This window comes from Rhodocyclus purpureus (assembly GCF_016653115.1).
In the GTDB taxonomy this organism is placed as follows: domain Bacteria; phylum Pseudomonadota; class Gammaproteobacteria; order Burkholderiales; family Rhodocyclaceae; genus Rhodocyclus; species Rhodocyclus purpureus.
In genome coordinates this window covers 14,805-35,668 of sequence record NZ_NHRX01000032.1, presented here as the reverse complement: position 1 = coordinate 35,668, position 20,864 = coordinate 14,805, and the positions used below count along the sequence as shown (strand labels likewise).

15 protein-coding genes are annotated in these 20,864 nt (G+C 67.4%); 9 read left to right on the top strand and 6 right to left on the bottom strand.

Features of this window, described 5'->3' with window-relative positions; translation table 11 throughout:
• Positions 1-9 precede the first annotated feature (9 nt).
• From CCR84_RS06160 to CCR84_RS06140, 5 genes are all read right to left on the bottom strand, one after another.
• Positions 10-1,212 (bottom strand): pyridoxal-phosphate-dependent aminotransferase family protein, encoded by a 1,203-nt coding sequence (locus CCR84_RS06160; protein ID WP_201210600.1) that lies wholly within the window; start codon positions 1,210-1,212, stop codon positions 10-12.
• 288 nt (positions 1,213-1,500) lie between these two features.
• Complete coding sequence (gene ttcA, locus CCR84_RS06155) at positions 1,501-2,388, bottom strand: tRNA 2-thiocytidine(32) synthetase TtcA (protein ID WP_201210599.1); 888 nt, start codon at positions 2,386-2,388, stop codon at positions 1,501-1,503.
• Positions 2,385-3,125 (bottom strand): pteridine reductase, encoded by a 741-nt coding sequence (locus CCR84_RS06150; protein WP_201210597.1) that lies wholly within the window; start codon positions 3,123-3,125, stop codon positions 2,385-2,387. The genes ttcA and CCR84_RS06150 overlap by 4 nt, the downstream gene beginning before the upstream one ends.
• Positions 3,126-3,209: 84 nt before the next feature.
• Positions 3,210-4,493, bottom strand: a complete 1,284-nt coding sequence (locus CCR84_RS06145) for a DUF4143 domain-containing protein (RefSeq protein WP_201210595.1) — start codon at positions 4,491-4,493, stop codon at positions 3,210-3,212.
• A 27-nt stretch (positions 4,494-4,520) separates the two neighbouring features.
• Positions 4,521-5,279 carry a tRNA pseudouridine(65) synthase TruC gene (locus CCR84_RS06140; protein ID WP_201210593.1) on the bottom strand — a complete coding sequence of 253 codons (759 nt, stop codon included), beginning with the start codon at positions 5,277-5,279 and terminating at the stop codon, positions 4,521-4,523.
• Positions 5,280-5,476: 197 nt separating this feature from the next.
• On the opposite strand from CCR84_RS06140, the gene dnaK reads away from it, so the two are divergent.
• Genes dnaK through CCR84_RS06105 form a run of 7 tightly spaced genes read left to right on the top strand, consistent with a single transcriptional unit; the run spans position 5,477 to position 16,242 of the window.
• A complete protein-coding gene (gene dnaK / locus CCR84_RS06135; protein WP_201210591.1) occupies positions 5,477-7,333 on the top strand; it encodes a molecular chaperone DnaK in 1,857 nt (618 codons plus the stop codon).
• Positions 7,334-7,369: 36 nt separating this feature from the next.
• Positions 7,370-8,470 (top strand): DnaJ C-terminal domain-containing protein, encoded by a 1,101-nt coding sequence (locus CCR84_RS06130; RefSeq protein WP_201210589.1) that lies wholly within the window; start codon positions 7,370-7,372, stop codon positions 8,468-8,470.
• Between the two features lie 48 nt (positions 8,471-8,518).
• Positions 8,519-11,038 (top strand): Lon protease family protein, encoded by a 2,520-nt coding sequence (locus CCR84_RS06125; RefSeq protein ID WP_201210587.1) that lies wholly within the window; start codon positions 8,519-8,521, stop codon positions 11,036-11,038.
• Positions 11,039-11,066: 28 nt separating this feature from the next.
• On the top strand, positions 11,067-12,128 hold the full coding sequence (locus CCR84_RS06120; protein ID WP_201210585.1) for an HlyD family secretion protein: 1,062 nt from the start codon (positions 11,067-11,069) through the stop codon (positions 12,126-12,128).
• A 48-nt stretch (positions 12,129-12,176) separates the two neighbouring features.
• Entirely contained in the window at positions 12,177-13,985 is a 1,809-nt protein-coding gene (locus tag CCR84_RS06115) for an ATP-binding cassette domain-containing protein (protein WP_201210583.1), read from the top strand.
• Positions 13,982-15,127, top strand: coding sequence for an ABC transporter permease (locus CCR84_RS06110; RefSeq protein ID WP_242508576.1), 1,146 nt, complete (start codon positions 13,982-13,984; stop codon positions 15,125-15,127). Before CCR84_RS06115 ends, CCR84_RS06110 begins: the two co-directional genes overlap by 4 nt.
• 5 nt (positions 15,128-15,132) lie before the next feature.
• On the top strand, positions 15,133-16,242 hold the full coding sequence (locus tag CCR84_RS06105; protein WP_201210674.1) for an ABC transporter permease: 1,110 nt from the start codon (positions 15,133-15,135) through the stop codon (positions 16,240-16,242).
• Between the two features lie 66 nt (positions 16,243-16,308).
• On the opposite strand, the gene CCR84_RS06100 is transcribed toward CCR84_RS06105, so the two are convergent.
• Positions 16,309-18,876, bottom strand: a complete 2,568-nt coding sequence (locus CCR84_RS06100) for a M14 family zinc carboxypeptidase (RefSeq protein WP_201210582.1) — start codon at positions 18,874-18,876, stop codon at positions 16,309-16,311.
• Positions 18,877-19,110: 234 nt separating this feature from the next.
• Between CCR84_RS06100 and CCR84_RS06095 the strand changes: the two genes are divergently transcribed.
• Both CCR84_RS06095 and CCR84_RS06090 read left to right on the top strand, forming a co-directional pair.
• A complete protein-coding gene (locus CCR84_RS06095; protein ID WP_201210581.1) occupies positions 19,111-20,613 on the top strand; it encodes a Fic family protein in 1,503 nt (500 codons plus the stop codon).
• 66 nt (positions 20,614-20,679) lie between these two features.
• On the top strand, positions 20,680-20,862 hold the full coding sequence (locus CCR84_RS06090; protein WP_201210580.1) for a type II toxin-antitoxin system HicA family toxin: 183 nt from the start codon (positions 20,680-20,682) through the stop codon (positions 20,860-20,862).
• Positions 20,863-20,864 lie beyond the last annotated feature (2 nt).

The following is a 20,864-nucleotide window of genomic DNA, read 5'->3' as shown; positions in this document are numbered from 1 at the left end:
CCTGTGGTGTCAACTGGCAAGCGCCGCCTTCGCCGCCGCAAACGCGGCGTCGCCGTCGGTCGGCCGGCCGAGCGCGTTCAGCGACTCGGTCAGCGCTTCCAGGCAGAGGAGCACGTTCTCCTCGCGGCAGGAGTGTCCCATCAGCCCGAAGCGCCACACCTTGCCGGCCAGCGGCCCCAAGCCGGCACCGATCTCGAGGTTGAAGTTGTTGAGCAGGCGGCGGCGTAGTTCGGCGTCGTTCACGCCTTCCGGAATATGGACGGTGTTGAGTTGCGGCAGGCGCCATTCCTCGGGGACGACGAAGACGAGCCCCATCGCTTCGAGGCCGGCGCGCAGCATGCGGTGCATCCGGGCGTGGCGCGCCCAGGCGTTCTCGATACCTTCCTCGGCGAGCAGCACCAGCGACTCGTGCAGCGCGTACAGGTTGTTGATCGGCGCCGTGTGGTGGTAGGTGCGCTTGGCCGAGTTCCAGTAGTCGAGCACCAGGTTGAGATCCATGAACCAGCTCTGCACCTTGCGCGAGCGGCCCTTGATGCGTTCCTGCGCGGCGGCGGAGAAGGTCACCGGCGACAGGCCGGGGGCGCTCGACAGGCACTTCTGGCTGCCCGAATAGACGGCGTCGAGGCCCCAGTCGTCGACGCGTAGTTCGCAGCCGGCGAGCGAGGTGACCGTGTCGGCGATGGTCAGCGCGCCGTGGCGGCGGGCGATCTCGGCCAGCGTCTTCGCGTCCGAGCGCGCGCCGGTCGAGGTCTCCGCGTGCACGAAGGCGAGCACGCGCGTGTCGGGGTTGGCCTTGAACGCGTCCTCGACCTTCTGCGGGTCGACCGGCATTCCCCAGGGGTCGTCGACGATCACCGCGACGCCACCGGCGCGCTCGACGTTCTCGATCATGCGGCCGCCGAAGACGCCGTTACGACAGACGATCACCTTGTCGCCGGGCTCGACCAGGTTGTCGAAGCAGGTCTCCATGCCGACCGAACCCGGGCCGGAGACGGGGAAGGTCAGCTCGTTCTTGGTCAGGAAGGCGTAGCGCAGCAGTTCCTTCAGTTCGTCCATCATTCCGACGAAGGTCGGGTCGAGGTGGCCGACGGTCGGCCGCGACAGCGCGGCGAGCGTGCGCGGGTGCAGGTCGGACGGACCGGGGCCCATCAGCGTGCGCTGCGGCGGGGCGAAGGAAGCGAAGGACGGGCGTGCGGAGTGGGTGGCGCTCATCGGGTCGGGACCTTTGTCTGATCAGTGGGTTGGTGGGAGTTTGGCGTGAAACTGCGAAGGGCCGAAGTGCTGGCCGGAACTACAGCCCGTCATCGCGAGGCCGAAGGGCGTGGCGATCCAGTGCGTAGGGCTGCGTAATTTGAAGAACGAACTGGATTGCCACGGCGCTGCGCGCCTCGCAATGACGGAATCGACGCGAATGCGCGCGTTTCATGGAAGGGGTCGGCGAACATCGTCGTGTCGCAATTACGGGGACGTGATATGTGCTTCCCTTGTGCGGCATCCGCTTCAGTCGTCGGCCTCGCTGACGACGCGGAACGGCAGCCGGTTGTCCGACAGCGTCAGCAGTTCGGGCGGGTCGAAGGCCTCGTCGCCGTCGCCCGGCGCCGGGACGGTGCCGGCCTTGAGGCCGATGTAGTCGTAGAGCGAGCGGTCGGCGAGATGCGAGGGGACGACGTTCTGCAGCGCGGTGAACACGGCCTCGGTGCGGCCGGGGAAGCGCCTGTCCCAGTCGGCCATCATCTCGCGGATCTTCTGCCGCTGCAGGTTCGGCTGCGAGCCGCACAGGTTGCACGGGATGATCGGGAATTCCATGCCGCGCGCGAAGGCGGCGATGTCGGCTTCCGACGAGTAGGCGAGCGGGCGGATGACGATGTGCGCGCCGTCGTCGGTGACGAGCTTCGGCGGCATCGCCTTCAGCTTGGCGGCGAACAGCAGGTTGAGGAACAGCGTGTGCACGATGTCGTCGCGGTGATGGCCGAGCGCGATCTTGTTGCAGCCGAGTTCCTTGGCGACGCGGTAGATGACGCCGCGGCGCAGGCGCGAGCAGAGCGAGCAGGTCGTCTTGCCGGCCGGGATCTTCTCCTGGACGATCGAGTAGGTGTCCTGCTCGACGATGCGGAACTCGACGCCGAGCTTGCGGAAGTGCTCGGGCAGGATGTCCGCCGGGAAGCCGGGCTGCTTCTGGTCGAGGTTCATCGCGATCAGGCGGAACTTGATCGGCGCGCGCTGCTGCAGCGTCATCAGCAGCGAGAGCAGCGTGTGCGAGTCCTTGCCGCCGGAGACGCAGACGAGGACGGTGTCGCCGTCCTCGATCATGTTGTAGTCGGAGATCGCCCGACCGACGTCGCCGAGCAGGCGTTTTTGCAGGCGTTGCAGATTGCGTGAGGGGGTCATGAGAGATGCACGGTGCGGCCGCCATCGACGTTGATGACCTGGCCGGTGATGTAGGGAGCTTCGGCGAGCAGGAAGTGCACGGTACGCGCGATGTCTTCCGGACTGCCTTCGCGCTTGAGCAGGGTGTGCTCGACGATGCGCCGGCGCTCGTCGGCGGGGAAGGCATCGTCGTCGGGCCACAGGATCGGCCCCGGCGCGACGGCGTTGACCCGGACCTGCGGTCCGAGTTCGATCGCCAGCGCGCGCGTCAGGCCGAGCAGGCCGGCCTTCGCCGCGCAGTAGAGCGCGTAGCCGGCGAGCGGGCGTTCGGCGTGGATGTCGGTGATGTTGACGACGGCACCGCGCGCGTCGGCGAGGTAAGGCGCTGCCGCCTGCGTCAGGAACAGCGGCGCCTTCAGGTTGCTGCCGATGAGGTCGGTCCAGGCCACCTCGTCGATGGTGCCGACCGGGGTGAGGAAGAAGCTGGAGGCGTTGTTGACCAGCGCGTCGAGACGGCCGAAATGGCTCACCGTGTCCTCGACCAGCCGCGAGAAGCTAGTCGTGTCGAGCAGGTCGGCCTGCACCGAAGCCGCCGAAGCGGGACGCCGCGCATTCAGTTCGTCCACCAGCGCCTGCGCGTCGTCCGCCGCACTGCGGTAGTGGATGACGACGCGCGCGCCGGCGGCGTGCAGTTCGCGCGCGATGGCGCTGCCGACGCGCTTTGCCGCTCCCGTAATCAAGACCACTTCGCCGTTCACCCGATACCTCCTCTCGTGCAGGGAAGCAGATTCTAACGGATTAACCGACGGCGGCGCGGTGCGCACGCGGCGGCAGCCCGGTGATCAGGCGACCCGCCAGGCCGGGACGAGCTCGACCCGTGACGTCAGCGGCAGGACTTCGCTGCAGAGGCAGATGAGCGCTCCCTGCCCGACTTCCAGGCCCAGAGTTTCGAGGACGGAGAAATGACGGACCGCATCGCGCCCCGGTTGTGCCGTCTTCCTGATCTCGATCGGGTAGGCCTTGCCGTCACGAACGATCAGCGCGTCGATTTCCTTCTGATCCTTGTCCCGATAGTAGTAAAGGGGGGCCTCCTTGCCGTTATGCCAGTAGCTCTTCAGCAGTTCGGAGATGACCCAGGTCTCGAACATGGCACCGGCCATGGCACCGGCTTCGAGAGTGGCCGGGCTGCTCCACTGCGTGAGGTAGGCTGCCAGACCGGTGTCGAGGAAATACAGCTTGGGGGTCTTGACCAGTCGTTTGGACAGGTTGCTGTGGTAGGGTTCAAGCAGCCAGACGATGCCGGAGGCGACCAGAATAGAGAGCCAGTGCTTGGCCGTATTCGGCGCCACCCCGACATCGCGCGCCATGTCGGAGAGATTGAGGAGTTGCGCAGTGCGGGCAGCGGCGCTGCGCAAGAAACGGGTAAACGCCATCAGGTCGCCGACCTGCGCAAGATCGCGAATGTCTCGCTGCAGATAGGTCTGTAGGTACGAACTGTAAAACAGGTCGTGATCTACGGCTTCGCCTCCGGGCGTTGACAGAGCCGGAAAGGCGCCACGCCAGATGCGTTCGTAAACCCAGGCCAGAGCCGAGGTGCTTGCATCGGGCCAAGTAGCGTCACCGTGCGGATTTCCGGGCAGGAACGAGGGTGTTGACGTTCCGAGTTCGAGGGCTTCGCTCGTCGATAGCCCCTGCAGGTGCATGATGGCGACACGGCCAGCCAGTGATTCCGAGAGGTTCCGCATCAGATGGAAAGGCTGCGACCCGGTTAGCCAGTAAAGACCTTTTTCGCCTCGCGCATCGATCGCCTCCTTGAGCAAGGGGAACAAGCCGGGGGCATACTGTATCTCGTCGATCAACAGTGGTGCCGGAAATCGCTGCAGGAAGAGCGCCGGCTCTTCGCGCGCCAGACTGAGCAACAGCGGGTTGTCCAGTGTGACGTAGTGCCTGTGTCTTCCTCTGCTGTTCTCCCGTTCGCACAGCGCCTTGAGCAGGGTCGTCTTGCCGACCTGACGTGGCCCGGACAGCATGATCGCGGGAAACTGCTCGCTTGCCCTGTCGATGAAGGATTCGAGCGTGCGCGGGAGGTAGTTGCTTGGCATTTTTCGTCCAATTTGCAGTTTCACTGCATTATAGACGGAGCCGGGGCGGGGTCAGGTCTCCAAATGTCGCGGGAGGTTTCTGCTCGGGATCAGCGCCTCCGTCCACCCCAGCGCCGCGAGCAGCGCGGCGAATTCGCCTTCGAGCGGTGCGACGAGGTTGAGCGGCTCGCCGGTCATGGGGTGAGCGAGCCTCAGCCGCGTGCACGCGAGCAGCATCCGCCGGCAGCCGAAGACTTCCTGGAACAGGCGGTTGTGCCGTCCCTTGCCGAAGGTCGAGTCGCCGATGATCGGGTGCGCGATGTGCTTCAGGTGGCGGCGGATCTGGTGGCGGCGGCCGGTCTGCGGGCTCAGTTCGAGCAGGGCGTAGCGGCTGGTCGGATAGCGATCGACCGCGTAAGGCAGTTCGCAGGTTGCCAGCCGGCGATAGTCGGTGACGGCGTCCTGCGCTTCCTCGCTGGCGTCCTCGCCGACCCACTCGGCGTCGTCGCGGCGCCGTGTGAGCGCGTGGTCGATGCGGCCCGATTCCGGCGGATGGCCGCGCACCACGGCGAGATAGGTCTTCGCCACTTCCTGGCGCTCGAACAGCGCGCCTGCCAGCCGCGCGCTGTCGCGATCGAGCGCGAACAGCAGCACGCCCGAGGTGCCGCGGTCGAGCCGATGCACGGGGTGCACGTGGCGACCGATCTGGTCGCGCAGCATCTGCACGGCGAAGCGCGTCTCGTGGCGGTCGAGCTCGCTGCGGTGCACCAGCAGCCCGGCAGGCTTGTGGATGGCGACGAAGTGCTCGTCGCGGAAGAGGATGGTCAGCATGGGAGCGCATCTTATCCCAGGCCGTCCCCCGTCCACTTGCGTGCAGGCGCCGCATGCCGCCGGCGGGAAACCGATTTGGAATAATCCTATGATGATAAGATCAGCGTAACAAGCTCGCCGGTCGTCATGACCGGGCGTCCGTTCCGCGCTGGTGCGGGTTCTCCCGCACGGTGGCCTGTTCGACGAAGGAGGAAAACGTGTCCGTCATCGGCATCGACCTGGGTACCTCGAATTCCGCCGCTGCCGTGCTGCGTGGCGGCCGTCCCGTGATCATCCCGAGCGCCGAGGGCATCAGCCTCGGCGGCAAGGCTTTCCCGAGTTACGTCGCGCTCGGCGCCGACGGCCAGATGCTGGTCGGCGAAGCAGCGCGGCGGCAGGCCGCCAGCAACCCGGAAGGGACCGCGACGGCGTTCAAGCGGCGCATGGGACGGCGCGAAACGATCCGCCTGCGCGACCGCGAATTCTCGCCCGAGCAGCTGTCGGCCTTCCTGCTGCAGAAGATCAAGCGCGACGCCGAAGCCTTCCTCGGCGAGCCGGTCACCCACGCCGTCGTCACCGTCCCCGCCTACTTCGACGACAACCAGCGCTCGGCGACCAAGGACGCGTGCCGGATCGCCGGGCTGGAGGTCGACCGCCTGGTCAACGAGCCGACCGCCGCGGCGCTGGCCTACGGGCTCGACCGCTTGAGCCAGGAGCTGCGCATCGCCGTCATCGACTTGGGTGGCGGCACGCTCGACGTCACCGTGATGGAATTCGGCAAGGGCGTCTTCGAGGTCAGGTCGACCAGCGGCGATACCCAGCTGGGCGGCACCGACATGAACCAGGCGCTGTTCGAGCACCTCGCCGCGCGTTTCCGCGAGCAGTCGGGAATCGACGTGCGCGCCGACCGCAAGGCGGCGGCGCGGCTGATGGAGGCCGCCGAGATCGCCAAGATCGAACTGACCAGCACGCCGACCACCCATCTGAGCCTGCCCTACCTGGCCGCGCTAGGCGGCGAGCCGCGCCACCTCGAACTGGATCTGACGCGCAGCGAACTCGAACGCATCGTGCGCCCGGTGATCGACCGCTGCCGCGCTCCGGTCGAGCAGGCCTTGCGCGACGCCGGCATCACGCCGAAGGAGATCGACCGCATCGTCTTCGTCGGCGGACCGACGCGGATGCCGGCGGTGCGCGCGTACTTCGAGGAGATCTTCGGGCGCCAGTCGGAGATGGGCGTCGACCCGATGGAATGCGTCGCCAGCGGCGCCGCGATCCAGGCCGGGGTGCTCGCCGGCGACGTCGGCGACATCGTCCTCGTCGACGTGACGCCGCTGACGCTTGGCGTCGAGACCCTGGGCGGCGTCGCCACCTCGCTGATCGCCAGGAACACGCCGGTTCCGGTCAGGCGTACCGAGAACTTCACCACCGCCGCCGACATGCAGACCAGCGTCACCGTCCATGTCTTCCAGGGCGAGCGGCCGATGGCGCGCGACAACACCAGCCTCGGCGAATTCAGCCTCGACGGGCTGGTGCCGGCGCCGCGTGGCGTGCCGAAGATCGAGGTCACCTTCGACATCGACGCCAGCGGCATCCTCGACGTCACCGCCCGCGACACGGCCACCGGCAAGTCGCAGTCGATCCACATCAGCGGCTCGACGCGTCTGCCGGAATCCGACAAGCAGCGCATGATCAGGGACGCCGAGAAATACGCCGACGCAGACAGGAAGCGGCGCGAGGAGGCCGAGAAGCTCAACGACGCCGACTCGACCTGCTACCAGGCCGAGAAACTCCTCGCCGAGTTCGGCGAGAAGCTGACCGCCGAGATGCGCTCAGGCATCGAGGCGGCACTGCGCGAGACGCGCGAAGCGCTGGGCCGGCACGAGGCGCAGCTCGCCACCGAGCGCGCCGAGAGGCTGCGCAAGCTGGTCAAGGAAGCCGGCGTCGTCGTCTATGCGCAGAGCGGCGCCGGCGGCGTCTACACCGAGCGGCCCTACCAGGCGCCTGATGCCAAGGCCACGGCGCAGGGGGGGAACGGTCCGCGCGTGGTGGACGCCGACTACAAGGAATCGCGCTGAGCCGCCGGCCCAGCGCCCGGAAGAGCGAGGTCGCGCATGGCTGCCGCCACCCAGCGCGATTACTACGAGGTTCTCGGCGTCGCCCGCGACGCCGGGCAGAAGGCGATCAAGGACGCTTTCCGCACGCTCGCGCTCAAGTATCACCCGGACCGCAACCCGGGCGCCGAGGAGCGCTTCAAGGAGATCGCCGAAGCCTACGCCGTGCTCTCCGATCCGAAGAAGCGGGCCGATTACGACCACCGCGGCTTCGCCGGCGTCGCCGGCTTCTCGCCCGAAGACCTGTTCGGCGGCATCGACTTCGAGGACATCTTCGGCCGCGGCGACTTCGGCTTCGGTGCGGGAGGGCTGTTCGAACGCTTCTTCCATCGCCAGCCGCCCGGTCCGCCGCGCGGGGACAACGCCGAGATCGAAATCGTCATCCCCTTGGCCAAGGTCGTCTCCGGCGGCGAGGAGGCCATGCACTTGCGGCACCCGCGTGCCTGCCCGGACTGCCACGGCAGCGGCGCCGAGAAGGGAACGGCGCCACGCGAATGCCCGGACTGCGGCGGCTCGGGCCGGCGGACCATCAGCCAGCAGCGTAGCCAGCGCGGCAGCGAGGTAGTGATCCAGCAGATCGGCATCTGCCCGGCTTGCCACGGGCGCGGCCACATCATCGACCATCCCTGCGCGCGCTGCGGCGGTCGCGGCCAAGTGCTCGAGGAAGAGACGCTGACGGTGAATATCCCGGTCGGCGTTGCGGAAGGCATGGCGCTGCGCATTCCCGGTCGTGGCCTGCCGAGCCCGGTCCCCGGCGGCGCCCCCGGCGACCTCTTCGTCGTCGTGCGCAGCGCCGACGACCCGCGGTTCCTGCGCAACGGCGCCGACCTCTGGCACAGCGCCGAGATCGGACCGGTCGACGCCGTCCTCGGTACCGAGCTGGAGGTGCCCACCCTCGACGGCAAGGTCGAGGTCTCGGTTCCTGCCGGCACCCAGCCCGACGCCGCGCTGCGCCTGCGCGGCAAGGGCCTGCCGCAATACGGCGGCGGCGAGCGTGGCGACCTCTACCTGCGCCTGCATCTGCGCATCCCGGAAAGCATTTCGGCCGACGAGCGCAGGCTCTGGGAACAGCTGCGCCTGCTGTCGCCGGACCGGAAATGATTCGTCCCCGCATCCGCATTGACCCACAGCAGAACGAGCGAGCCCATCATGTCAGCCAATTCAGCCACCTCAGCCAGCGCAGCGATCTCCCCACTCCAGCCCAGCCAGCTTCTCCGCCGCTGCGACCCGGAATTGCTGCCCTTCACCACCACTGCCGAGCTCACCGAGTGCGCGGACACGGTCGGCCAGGGACGCGCCATCGGCGCGCTGAACTTCGGCGTCGACATGCGCCGCCCCGGCTACAACCTGTTCATCCTCGGCAACCCCGGTAGCGGTCGCCACACCCTGGTGCGCAAGCTGCTCGAAGCCAGGGCGCGCGCCGAAGACACGCTGGTGGACTGGTGCTACGTCAACAACTTCGCCGAGCCGAGCCTGCCACGCCTGCTGCGCCTGCCCGCCGGTCGCGGCAACGCGCTCAAGCAGGACATGCAGAAGTTCATCACCGAGCTGCCGCAGGCGATCGTCGCCGGCTTCGAGACCGAGGAGTTCCACAACCGCGTCGAGGCGATCCGCCAGGAACTGAAGGACAAGGAAAGGGAGGCGCTCTCCGAACTGGGGCAGTCGGCTTCCGAGAACAAGATCGCGCTCCTGCGCACGCCCAACGGTTTCGTCTTCGCGCCGATGAAAGGCGACGAGGCGATGGAGCCGGACGAGTTCGACCGGTTGCCTGACGACGAGAAGCAGCGCATCGGCAAGCTGATCAGCGAGTACGGCGAACGCATGGGCAAGCTGATGCACCAGTTCCCGCGCTGGCGGCGCGAGAACCAGGAACGCGTGAAGACGGTCGGCCAGGACACCATGCGCCTGGCGGTCGGTCACCTGATCGAGGAACTCAAGGAGCGCTACGCCGACATCCCGGAAGTGCTCGACTTCCTCGAACAGGTCATGGCCGACGTGGTCGAGGTCGGCGAGGCCTTCCGCGAGCAGCCTAAGCCCGACGGCGATCCCGGCGACACGGTGATGGGCGGCACCCTCTCGGTCGGCCGCTACCGGGTGAACCTGCTGGTCGACAACAGCGCCACCGAGGGCGCGCCGGTGGTGTTCGAGGACAACCCGATGTACCCCAACCTGGTCGGGCGCATCGACCACATCGCGCACATGGGCATGCTGACGACCAACTTCACGCTGATCAAGCCCGGCGCGCTGCACCGCGCCAACGGCGGCTACCTGGTGCTCGACGCGCTCAAGGTGCTGCTCCAGCCCTACGCGTGGGAGGGACTGAAGCGCGCCTTGCGTTCGGGCCAGATCCGCATCGAGTCGCTGGGACAGGTGTTCGGCTTCGGCAGCACCGTGGCGATGGAGCCCGAACCGGCGCCGCTCTCGGTCAAGGTGGTGCTGATCGGCGAGCGCCGCCTCTACTACCTGCTCAGGCACTACGACCCGGACTTCTCCGAGCTGTTCAAGATCGCCGCCGACTTCGAGAACGAGCTGCCGCGCGACGACGAGCACACCCGGCACTACGCCTGCTTCATCGCCACGCTGGCGCGCGAGGCGCAAGCGCTGCCGCTCGAACGTGCCGCGGTGGCGAGGCTGATCGAGCACGCGGCGCGCCTGGCCGACGACGCCGAGAAGCTGAGCGCCGACCGGCGCCGCATCGCCGACCTGGTGCACGAAGCCGATCACTACGCGCGCAGCGCCGGCCGTCAGGCGATCGCGCTTGCCGATGTCGAGGCCGCGCTGAAGGCGCAGATCGTCCGCGCCGACCGCCTGCGCGGCACCGTGCACGAGCACATCCTGCGCGACAACCTGCTGATCGCCGTCGCCGGCAGCCAGGTCGGCCAGGTCAATGGCCTGGCGGTGATCGACCTCGGCGACTTCAGGTTCGCGCACCCGGTGCGCATCACCGCCACTGCGCGCATCGGCGAAGGCAAGGTGGTCGACATCGAGCGCGAGTCCGAACTGGGCGGTGCCATCCACTCGAAGGGGGTGATGATCCTCGCCTCCTTCCTCGGCGCGCGCTACGCGTCCGAGCGGCCGCTGTCCCTGGCGGCGAGCCTCGTCTTCGAGCAGTCCTACGGGCCGGTCGAGGGCGACAGCGCCTCGCTCGCCGAACTGTGCGCGCTCTTGTCGGTGCTCGCCGGCGTCGGCATCAGGCAGTCGCTGGCGATGACGGGGTCGGTGAACCAGCTCGGTCGCGTGCAGGCGATCGGTGGCGTCAACGAGAAGATCGAGGGCTTCTTCGATATCTGCGCGGCGCGCGGGCTTTCCGGCGACCAGGGCGTGCTGATCCCGGCCGCCAACGTCAAGCACCTGATGCTGCGCGAGGACGTCGTCGCCGCCTGCAGTGCCGGCCGCTTCCACATCCATGCGGTCGAGGACGTCGATCAGGCGATCGAGCTGCTCACCGGCGTTGCCGCCGGACAGCCCGACGAAAACGGAGAATTCCCTGCAGGCAGCATCAACCGGCGCGTCGGCGACAGGCTCGCCAGGCTGGCGTCGCTGCGCAAGGATTTCGGCAGCGAGCCGGCCAGGGAAAGCGCCGCGCCGCCGGCCACCGCCAGCGTGCCGGCGGAGCCGACGGGGGTCGGCGCCGCACCCGATTTCCTCCGCCCGCGCGCTGGCTTATGATGGTAGCGGCTACCCGGGGACCTTGAACATGAACAAGAAACTCATCCTGAGCGCTGCCGCCGTCGTCGTTGTCGCTGCCGCCGGGTACGCCTGGCTGCACAGGGACGACGCAGCGCCGAAGGCCATCACGCTGAACGGCAACGTCGACATCCGCCAGGTCGAGCTGGCCTTCAACGCCAGCGGACGCATTTCCGGCATCGAGGTCAGGGAGGGCGACCGGGTCAGCGCCGGGCAGTTGCTGGCACGCATCGACAGCGAACGGCTGCGCCTCTCGCTGCAGCAGGCCGAGGCGCAGGCCGCCGCGCAGCAGCAGGTGCTCGCCCGCAACGAGGCCGGGTCGCGCCCCGAAGAAATCCGCCAGGCGCGTGCGCAGCGCGACGCCGCGCGCGCTTCCGTGCAGGACGCCGAGCAGGTGTACCAGCGCCAGCTGGGCCTCGCCGAGCGCGGTTTCATCTCGCAGCTGCAGGTCGACAACTCGCGTTACGCGCTCGACAAGGCGCGCGCGCAGTTCCTCGCTGCCGAGGAGACGGCGCGCCTGGTCGAACTCGGGCCGCGCAAGGAGGACATCGCCGGCGCCCGCGCGACGCTCGCGGCCGCCGAAGCCGCCGTCGCGCAACTGCGCCGCGACATCGCCGAGACCGAGCTGCGTGCGCCGTCGGCCGGCGTCATCGACAAGCGCATCCTCGAAAGCGGCGACATGGCGTCGCCGCAGAAGCCGGTGTTCACGCTGGCCCTGACCGAACCGCTCTGGGTCCGCGTCTGGCTGCCCGAGACGCAGCTCGGTCGCGTTCCGGTCGGCGCCAGCGCCAGTGTGCATACCGACAGCCATCCGCAGAAGACCTACCGCGCCTGGGTCGGCTACGTCTCGCCCGCCGCCGAGTTCACGCCGAAGTCGGTGGAAACTGCCGACATCCGTTCCAGCCTCGTCTACCAGACGCGCGTCTATGTCTGCGCTGGCGCCGACGAACTGCGCCAGGGCATGCCGGCGACGGTGACGATCAGCCTCGACCAGGCGGCGCGCTCGCCGGAGGCCTCGCCCTGCGCGGATGGAGCGGCGGTGAGGCCGGCAGAAAAGGCTGCGGCCGGCTGATGGTCTGACGACCCTTGGACCGCAACGCGCCTGTGCATCCTTCCCGCCATGTCTGACCTTGCCCTTCCGGTCCTCGTCGCCGAGAGTCTGACCAAGACCTTCGTCAGCGGCACCCAGCGCAGCGAGGCGCTCAAGGCAGTGAGCTTCGCGATCCGCCCCGGCGCCGTCACCGGGCTGATCGGTCCCGACGGCGCCGGCAAGACGACGCTGATGCGGCTCGCCGCCGGCCTGCTCGTCCCCGACGCGGGCAGCGTACAGGCGCTCGGACTCGATTCGACGCGCGATTCGCTGGCGGTGCAGGCCGCGCTCGGTTACATGCCGCAGCGCTTCGGGCTCTACGAGGACCTCTCCGCGCAGGAAAACCTCGACCTCTACGCCGACCTGCAGGGCGTGCCGAAGGCGGTGCGCAGCGAGCGCTATGCCGAGCTGATGCACATGACCGGGCTGGCGCCTTTCGTCGACCGGCTGGCCGGCCGCCTGTCGGGCGGGATGAAGCAGAAGCTCGGCCTCGCCTGCACGCTGGTGCGTCCGCCGCGCCTGCTGCTGCTCGACGAACCGACCGTCGGCGTGGACCCCGTTTCGCGGCGCGAACTGTGGGCGATCGTCGACCGGCTGGTCGGCGAAGAGGGGATGAGCGTGCTCCTGTCGACCGCCTACCTCGACGAGGCCGAGCGTTGCAGCGAGGTTATCGTCCTGCACCAAGGCAGGATCCTCGACCAGGGCCCGCCGGGAGCGATGAGCGCGCGCATGGCCGGCCGGACCTGGTCGATCACGGCGGCCGGGAGGGGCAAGCGTGACCTGCAGATGCGGCTGGCGCGTACCCACGGCGTCGTCGATGCGCTGGTCCAGGGCGAGCGCATCCGGCTGGTGAGCGAGGGAACGCAGATCCCGGATGCCCTCGGCACGCTGCTCGCCGGCGAGGGTGCGACGATCACGCCGGTACCGCCACGCTTCGAGGACTACGTCATCGACCTGCTGCGCGAACCCGGCGCCGGCGCGCAGGATCCGATCCCCGTGGGAGCTGCGGCAGCCGCGAATTCGGCGGTCGATCCTTCGCGCCTTACGGCGCTCCCACAGGATCCCGACGTGGCGCGCGACGCTGACGGCCACGAATCCCCGGCGGTCATCCACGTGCGCGAGCTCGTCCGCCGCTTCGGCGACTTCCAGGCCGTCGCCGGCGTCAGCTTCGAAGTCCGTCGCGGCGAGATCTTCGGGCTGCTCGGTGCCAACGGCGCCGGCAAGTCGACCACCTTCCGCATCCTCTGCGGCCTGCTGCCGGCTTCCGCCGGCCATGTCGAGGTCGCCGGCCACGACCTGCGCCATGCGGCGGCGTCGGCGCGCGCGCGCATCGGCTACATGGCGCAGAAGTTCTCGCAGTACGGCAACCTCTCGGTCGGACAGAACCTCGTCTTCTTCGCCAAGGCCTACGGGCTCGACGGCGAGAAGCGCGCCGAGCGGCTGGCCTGGGCGGAAGCCGAGTTCGACCTCGCGCGTTACCGCGAGCAGCTCGCCGGCGAACTGCCGCTCGGCTACAAGCAGCGCCTGGCGATGGCCTGCGCGCTGATGCACGAGCCCGAAATCCTCTTCCTCGACGAACCGACCTCCGGCGTCGACCCGCTGGCGCGGCGCGAGTTCTGGCAGCGCATCAACGCACTCGCGGTCGCCGGCGTCACCGTGCTGGTGACGACGCATTTCATGGAGGAGGCCGAATACTGCGACCGGCTGCTGATCATGGCCGCCGGTCGCATCCTGACCATGGGCGAACCGGCCGCGATCAAGGCCGGCGCGCGCTCGCCCGGGCATCCCGACCCGAGCATGGAAGAGGCGTTCATCCGCCAGGTCGAGGAGGCCGCATGAAGCGACTGCGCGACTGGCTGCGCCGACCCCGGGTGATGCGCGTCTCGGCGCTGGTGAGGAAGGAATTCCTGCAGATCGTCCGCGACCCGAGCAGCATCGCGATCGCCTTCCTGATGCCGCTGTTCCTGCTGCTGCTGTTCGGCTACGGCGTCTCGCTCGACGCCGACCATGTCCCGGTCGCCTTCGTCGCCGAGCAGCCCGGGGCCGACACGGAAGACTTCCGCAGCAGCCTGGCGGGCAGCCACTATTTCGCGCTCAAGACGCTCCCGACGATGCCGGAAGCCGAGCAGGCGCTGCGCAGGGGCAAGGTCAACGCGATCGTCCGCCTGCGTGCCAACTTCGGCGAGGAACTGCGCCGCAGCGACGGCGCGCCGATCCAGCTGATCGTCAACGGTGTCGACGCCAATACCGCCCGCCTGAACCAGGGCTATGTCGAGGGCGCCTGGGGCAACTGGCTGATGCGGCGCGCGGCCAGCCTGGGCGTCGACATGAAGGTGCCGGTGCAACTCGAACAGCGCATCTGGTTCAACAGCGAGCTGAAGAGCCGCAACTTCCTGGTGCCGGGGCTGGTCGCGATCATCATGACCCTGATCGGCGCGTTGCTCACCGCGCTGGTGATGGCGCGCGAGTGGGAGCGCGGGACGCTCGAAGCGCTCCTGGTGACGCCGGTGAGCATGAGCGAGATCCTGCTCGGTAAGATCGTCGCTTACTTCACGCTCGGCACCGGCGGCATGCTGCTCACCGTCGCGCTTGCCGTCTGGCTGTTCGAGGTGCCGCTGCGCGGCTCGTTCTGGCTGCTGTGGACCTGTGCCTCGCTGTTCCTGCTGGCGGCGCTCGGCATGGGGCTGACCATCTCGACGGTCTCGCGCAGCCAGTTCGTCGCCGGCCAGATCGCGATCATCGGCACCTTCCTGCCGGCCTTCCTGCTCTCGGGCTTCATCTTCGACATCGACAGCATGCCGGCGCCGATCCAGGCGGTGACGCACCTCGTCGTCGCGCGTTACTTCGTCTCCATCGTGCAGACCCTGTTCCTCGCCGGCGACGTCTGGGCCGTGGTGCTGCCGAACGCGCTGGCGCTGGTGCTGATGGCGGTGATCTTCCTCGGCATCACCTGGCGCAAGTCGAAGAAACGGCTGGAGTGATCGTGATGTGGACCCGCATCCTCGCGCTCATCGTCAAGGAATTCCTCGCGCTCCTGAAGGATCCGCGCAGCCGCTCGGTGCTGGTCGTGCCACCCCTGATCCAGCTGATCGTCTTCGGCTACGCCGCCAGCTTCGAGCTGAAGGAGATCCCCTTCGCCGTGTACAACCAGGATCGCGGCGCGATCTCGCGCGATTTCGAGGCCACCTTCGTCGGCGCGCCGGCCTTCCGCCGCGTCGCGACGATCACCGACGACAGCCAGATTGCGCCGCTGATCGACAGCCGGCAGGCGATGCTGGTCGTGCGCATCGGCCAGCGCTTTTCCGCCGACCTGTTGTCGGGCGATTCCGCGCCCGTGCAGCTGATCGTCGACGGGCGCAACTCGAACACGGCGATGATCGCGACCAACTACGTGAACAGCATCGTGAACCGCTTCAACGAGGACTGGATCGAAGCGCGCGGGCAGCCCGAGATGCCGGCCCGCCTGGAAGTGCGCGCCTGGTTCAACCCGAACCTCGACAGCCACTGGTATTTCATCCCCGGAATCATCGGCATGCTGGCGCTGGTGACGACGATCATGGTGACGGCGATGACCGTCGCGCGCGAACGCGAACAGGGCACCTTCGACCAGTTGCTGGTGACGCCGCTGCGTCCCGGCGAGATCCTGCTCGGCAAGGCGCTGCCGGGCTTCCTGATCGGGATGGTGCAGGGAACGGTGATCTTGCTGATCACGGTCTTGTGGTTCGAGGTGCCGCTGCGTGGCAGCCTGACGGCGCTCTACGCCGGCCTCGCGCTGTTCCTGCTCTCGGGCGTCGGCGTCGGCCTGCTTATCTCCTCGCTCGCGGTCACCCAGCAGCAGGGCCTGCTCGGTGCCTTCATGTTCATGGTGCCGGCGATCACCCTGTCGGGCTTCGCGACGCCGATCGCCAACATGCCCGAGTTCGTGCAGGCCGTGACCCTGATCGACCCCCTGCGCTACTTCCTCATCATCCTGCGCAAGGTCTTCCTCGAAGGCGCCGGTTTCGACGTGCTCACCGCGCAGTTGTGGCCGATGGCGCTGATCGGCACCTGCTCGCTGGCGCTGGCGAGCTGGCTGTTCAGGCACCGGATGTACTGAGCAGGCCGGCTCCGCGCCACGCGCCTTCGCTGGCAGCGGAGCGTCGCGATCGAGTTCCCCGTGCGGCTACGGCATGCTGAATGAAATCGGCGTGATCTGCCGCCTCAGCTCGCGCGTGAGGTCCATCGCGAAGGGATGTTCCTCCCGCGACAGGCCCTTGCGATTCTCGATCATGAAGACCGTGCGTTCGGGTTTGCGCAATTCCTTGAACTCGGCACCGTATTTCACCAGCAAGGCGCGTGTCGCGTCGGCGTCCTCCGGGCGGACGGTGATGCGGATCGCCTTGCCGACATCCGGCAGTTGGCTGGCCGCCTGTCTCGCGCGCGCGACGGCCGCGCTGCCAGGCTCGGCGGCGAGCACGCCCGCGCTCGGGTATTGGGCGAACAAGGCGTTCCAGAGGACGCGCTGCGTCCCGTCGGTCCAGGCGCGGAAATTGGGATCGAAGGAAAAGACGATGCTGCGTCCGGTCCCGATCGGCTCGTCGATGATCGCCGCGCTGCCGCGCAATTCGTCGACGCCGATCGACTGGCCCGATGTCTCGCCGACCAGGTCGCCCGCCGGGAAGAAGGCCGCGGTGTTGCCGAGGCCGGGGCTCATGATCTCGTCGTCGGCGTACATCAGCCACAAGGGAGTGGTCGCGTTCGGGTCTGCCGAACAGTCCGGCGGCAGCGCGGGGATGCCGGCGGCGAGAGGACTGCACGCCTTGAGCCTGGCGCGGATCAGCGTTCCGTACGCCGATGTCGACGAGGACTTGAGGATCGCGGTCGATACCCCGGCGGCGACCGCCAGCTCGCTGCCGCCGCCGTAGCCGACGTAGCGACCGCCGGCCTTGCTCACCCAGTCGGCGATCGCCTTCAGTCCCTGGCTGCGGAGCGCCTGCTTGCCGGCGTTGGCGTAGCCGTCGGGCACCAGCAGCACCTGGATCCCCAGTCTCACGAGACCGTCGTTCCTGATGTTTTCGGCGGTGACGGGCGTGTACGGAAGCTGCCAGACGCGATCGAACAGGTAGCGGATCGATCCGGCAGCCACAAACCCACTCGCACCGCCGGGAATCTCGAACAGCCCGATCCGCGGCAGGCTGCCGCTCGGCACCGGGGGAGCGGGTTCAGCCAGCGCGGCAACCAGCTTGGCGTCGGGAAACAGGTCCTTGCCCGAGTAGCCGCCGTCGAGGTTCATCAGCAGCGGATTGCTCCAGGCGGTGACGTCGTAGCTGGTCGAAACGGAAACGTAGGTGTCCTCGTTGAGCATCGCCTGAATCCAGTGCTTCTGGCGTTGCGCCAGCGGAATCCAGTAGGTCCCGCGCGGCAGGGTGATGCTGCCCGGGCCGGCACCGCGGTAGGCCCGGTAGTCGCTCACCGCGAGGTTGCCGGTGAGTTGCCAGACCTGCACGTCCATGCGCTGCAGGCGACGGATGAGCCTTGCCAGCTCGCGGCTGCGCGCCGGGTCGTTGCGCAGGAAGTAGTGACGGACCACCATCCCGGGAACCGTCTTGTACGGTTTCCTTACGGCGTAATACTCGGGCGGCGCCGCCAGGGTTCCGGCCAGCCCCTGCTCCCTCGCCTCCGTGAACGACTTGCGCCATTCGCCGACGATTTCCGTTCGCTGGCCGGCACCGGCGAAGAGCGCGGTCCACATCGCGACATAGTGTGCGTGGCTGCGCTCGGCGATCGCGGCGCCGTTGTATTTCTCGAAGGTCATTCCGGCGGCGTGGAAGCCTACCGCCGGAACGGTGTCGCCGTATTCGACGGCGAAGAGATCGTACGGGGCGCCGTTGAAATAGGACATCTTCTGACGCTCGAACTCGGTGGCCAGCGCGGGCCCGTAGATGCGCCCGACCCAGCCGAAGGCGCGGGTCGGCAGTTCATGATAGGTTGGGTCGGCGGTCGGTGGGAAGAAATAGCCCTGGCTGCCCATCTCGTGGGCGTCGATGGCGAGCATCGGCGGGTAGAGGCGCATCAGTTCGAGCCTGCCGTCGGTTTCCGGCTGGGTGCGCGCGAAGCCATCCTGGTTCAGGTCGAAGCCGTAGTGGTTGCGGCGTGTGTTGGCTTCGCGACCGTCAGGGTTCTGCGCGGGCAGGACGACGACGACGGCGTTGTCGAGAATGGTGCTGGCAGCGCAATCGTCACGAGCCGCGAGTTCGTGGAGCACGCGCAACGCCGCGTCGGCACCGCTCTCCTCGTTGCCGTGCAGGTTGCCACTGACCCAGAGGATCAGAGGAGTGCTGCCGGCGAGCAACTCGGCGACCGCTGCCGGCGTGTCCGGGTTCATCAGGTCCTGGGCGGCCGAACGCAGCGAAGCCAGCGCCCGCGCGGTCACCTTGCCCTCGCGTCCGACGATCGCGTACATCAGGTCACGCCCCTCGACCGACTTGCCGGCGACCCCGGTCACGACCCGGTCGCTGGCCTTGTCGAGGTCGGTGAGATACTCATTGATCTGCTCATGCGTGAGCCCGCGGCTGTTGCCGGGCGCGGGAGGAGGCGGCACCGCTCGCGCGAAGTAAGGCGGCGTCGCGAAGGCCGAGCAGTCGCTCGCGGCGGCCGCGCTGCCGGCCAGCGAGAACGAGGCAAGGATGAGACAAAACGCTGTCACCAGCGCGGCGCGAGCTTTCCGGGACGAGCGGGAATCACTGCACATGACGTTCTCCTGGTGACCTTAGCGTGGCCGATGGCTTCATACTAGGCCATTAATCCCCATGGCATAGACGAGACGCAACGCCAAGGGGCTGCGTGCCGGCGATGTCCAGAAAGATGCCGCCAACGACCGAGCATTGGATCTCCGCTTGGCGCGGCTGAAAAAAATCTTGACGTTTCTACAAGAAAATAAAAATATCCAAAGTCCGTTAAGAAAATCCGTGCAGGAGAGGTCACCATGGATGAGCTTGGCTATGAGTACCTGCGAACCGAGCTAGGCTTGTCCGTGTTTCCGGTCGAGCATCCGGCCAGGATGCGCCCCGTGAGCAGGCTCCTCGACACTCAGGATGAATTGCAGGTCCCCAAAGCGGTCGCCCCGAAATCTGACGATCCGGTCGAGCATCTGATCTTTGCTCTCAGGTACGAAGGCACCAATCTGCAAGTCCTCGCCGAAGCCATGCCGCGCATCTCCGGCGCGGACCTCGTGGCCCGCCTGCGGCAGTCACCTTCCGGACTGTTCATACGCAAGGCGTGCTACCTCTGGGAATGGTTCACGGGTGCGGAACTCGCCGACTTGCCGACCGTGGCCGGGCCTTATGGCGAGCTCTTCGACCCCGAACGCTACGTCACCGGCGCCAAGCTCAGGAACGCCAAGTGGCGAATCAATTTCAACGGACTCGGTTCAGCCACCTATTGTCCGACAGTCCGCCTCAGCGATCGCATCAAGCACGGAATCGAGAGCGACATCCTGGGCCGCACCAAAGCATTCCTCGAGTCGCTCGGCGCGGTCAACGCGGATCGCGCACTGTCCTGGGCCTACCTAAGTGAAACCGACAGTTCCTTTGCGATCGAGCGCGAAGTACCGGGCCAGCGCAAGGCGGAAGCTTTCGTCGCCCTCCTCCAGCAGGCGCACGAGAAGACGGAACTGACCGAGGACTACCTCGCCGACCTGCAATCCGCGACGATCAGCAATCCGTTCGAAAGAGCGGCCTCCTTCCGATACGAACAAAACTGGCTGCGCGGCGGAGCTCTGCGCGGAGCGAGTAGCGTCACCTACGTCCCGCCATCGCCGCAACTGCTGTCCAGGCTGATGCCGGAGTTCATGGCCATGGCCAATACGCTGCCACGCCAGACCGATCCGATCGTTGCCGCCGCAGTCGCCTCGTTCGGGTTCGTCTTCCTCCATCCCTTCATGGACGGCAACGGACGCCTGTCGCGCTTCCTCTTCCACCATGCGCTTTGCCAGTCGGGAAGGCTCGAACGCGGACTGTTGCTCCCCGTGTCGGTCGCCATGAAGCGCCACGAAGCCGATTATCTGGCCGCCCTGCAATCCTTCTCCAAGCCGGCGCGCAAACTGTGGGAGGTCTCCTGGATCGACGAGGATCGCTTCGATTTCCGCTTCAAGGGGGCGGACTCGATCTACCGCTTCTGGGACGCGACGTCCTGCGTTGAATTCTCCTTCCGCATGGCCGAAGAGGCACTGGGCGTCGACCTGCGTCGGGAAACCGAATTCCTCGCGCGCTTCGACCGCATCAGCAAGGCGCTCGACGACGCGTACGACCTGCGCAGCAACGACCGGCACCTCCTGATCGTCTCGACACTACAAAACGGCGGCAAGGTCTCCGACAATCGACGCAAGCAACTCGCCGCTCGCGTGCCTGAAGAGGTCTTCGATTTCGTCGAACGGCTTGCCAGGGAGGAAGCGGGCGTCTTTAGCGGAAGGCAAGAAGAGGGGCATTGATCGTCACGCCGCGCTGTCCTTCCACTGACCAAGCGAATTGTCGCTACAGTGTGTAGAATACACATCATGAACAGCAAAGACCTGATCAGGCGACTTGAGGCGGAAGGATGGGTGTTGCGAGGTATCAAAGGCTCGCACCACATCTTCACTCACCCGCAGCGAGGCGGCCATTTGACAGTGCCGCATCCAAAGAAAGACTTGGGCGCGGGTCTGGCTCACAAGTTGCTGAAGCAGGCAGGACTGAAATGAAA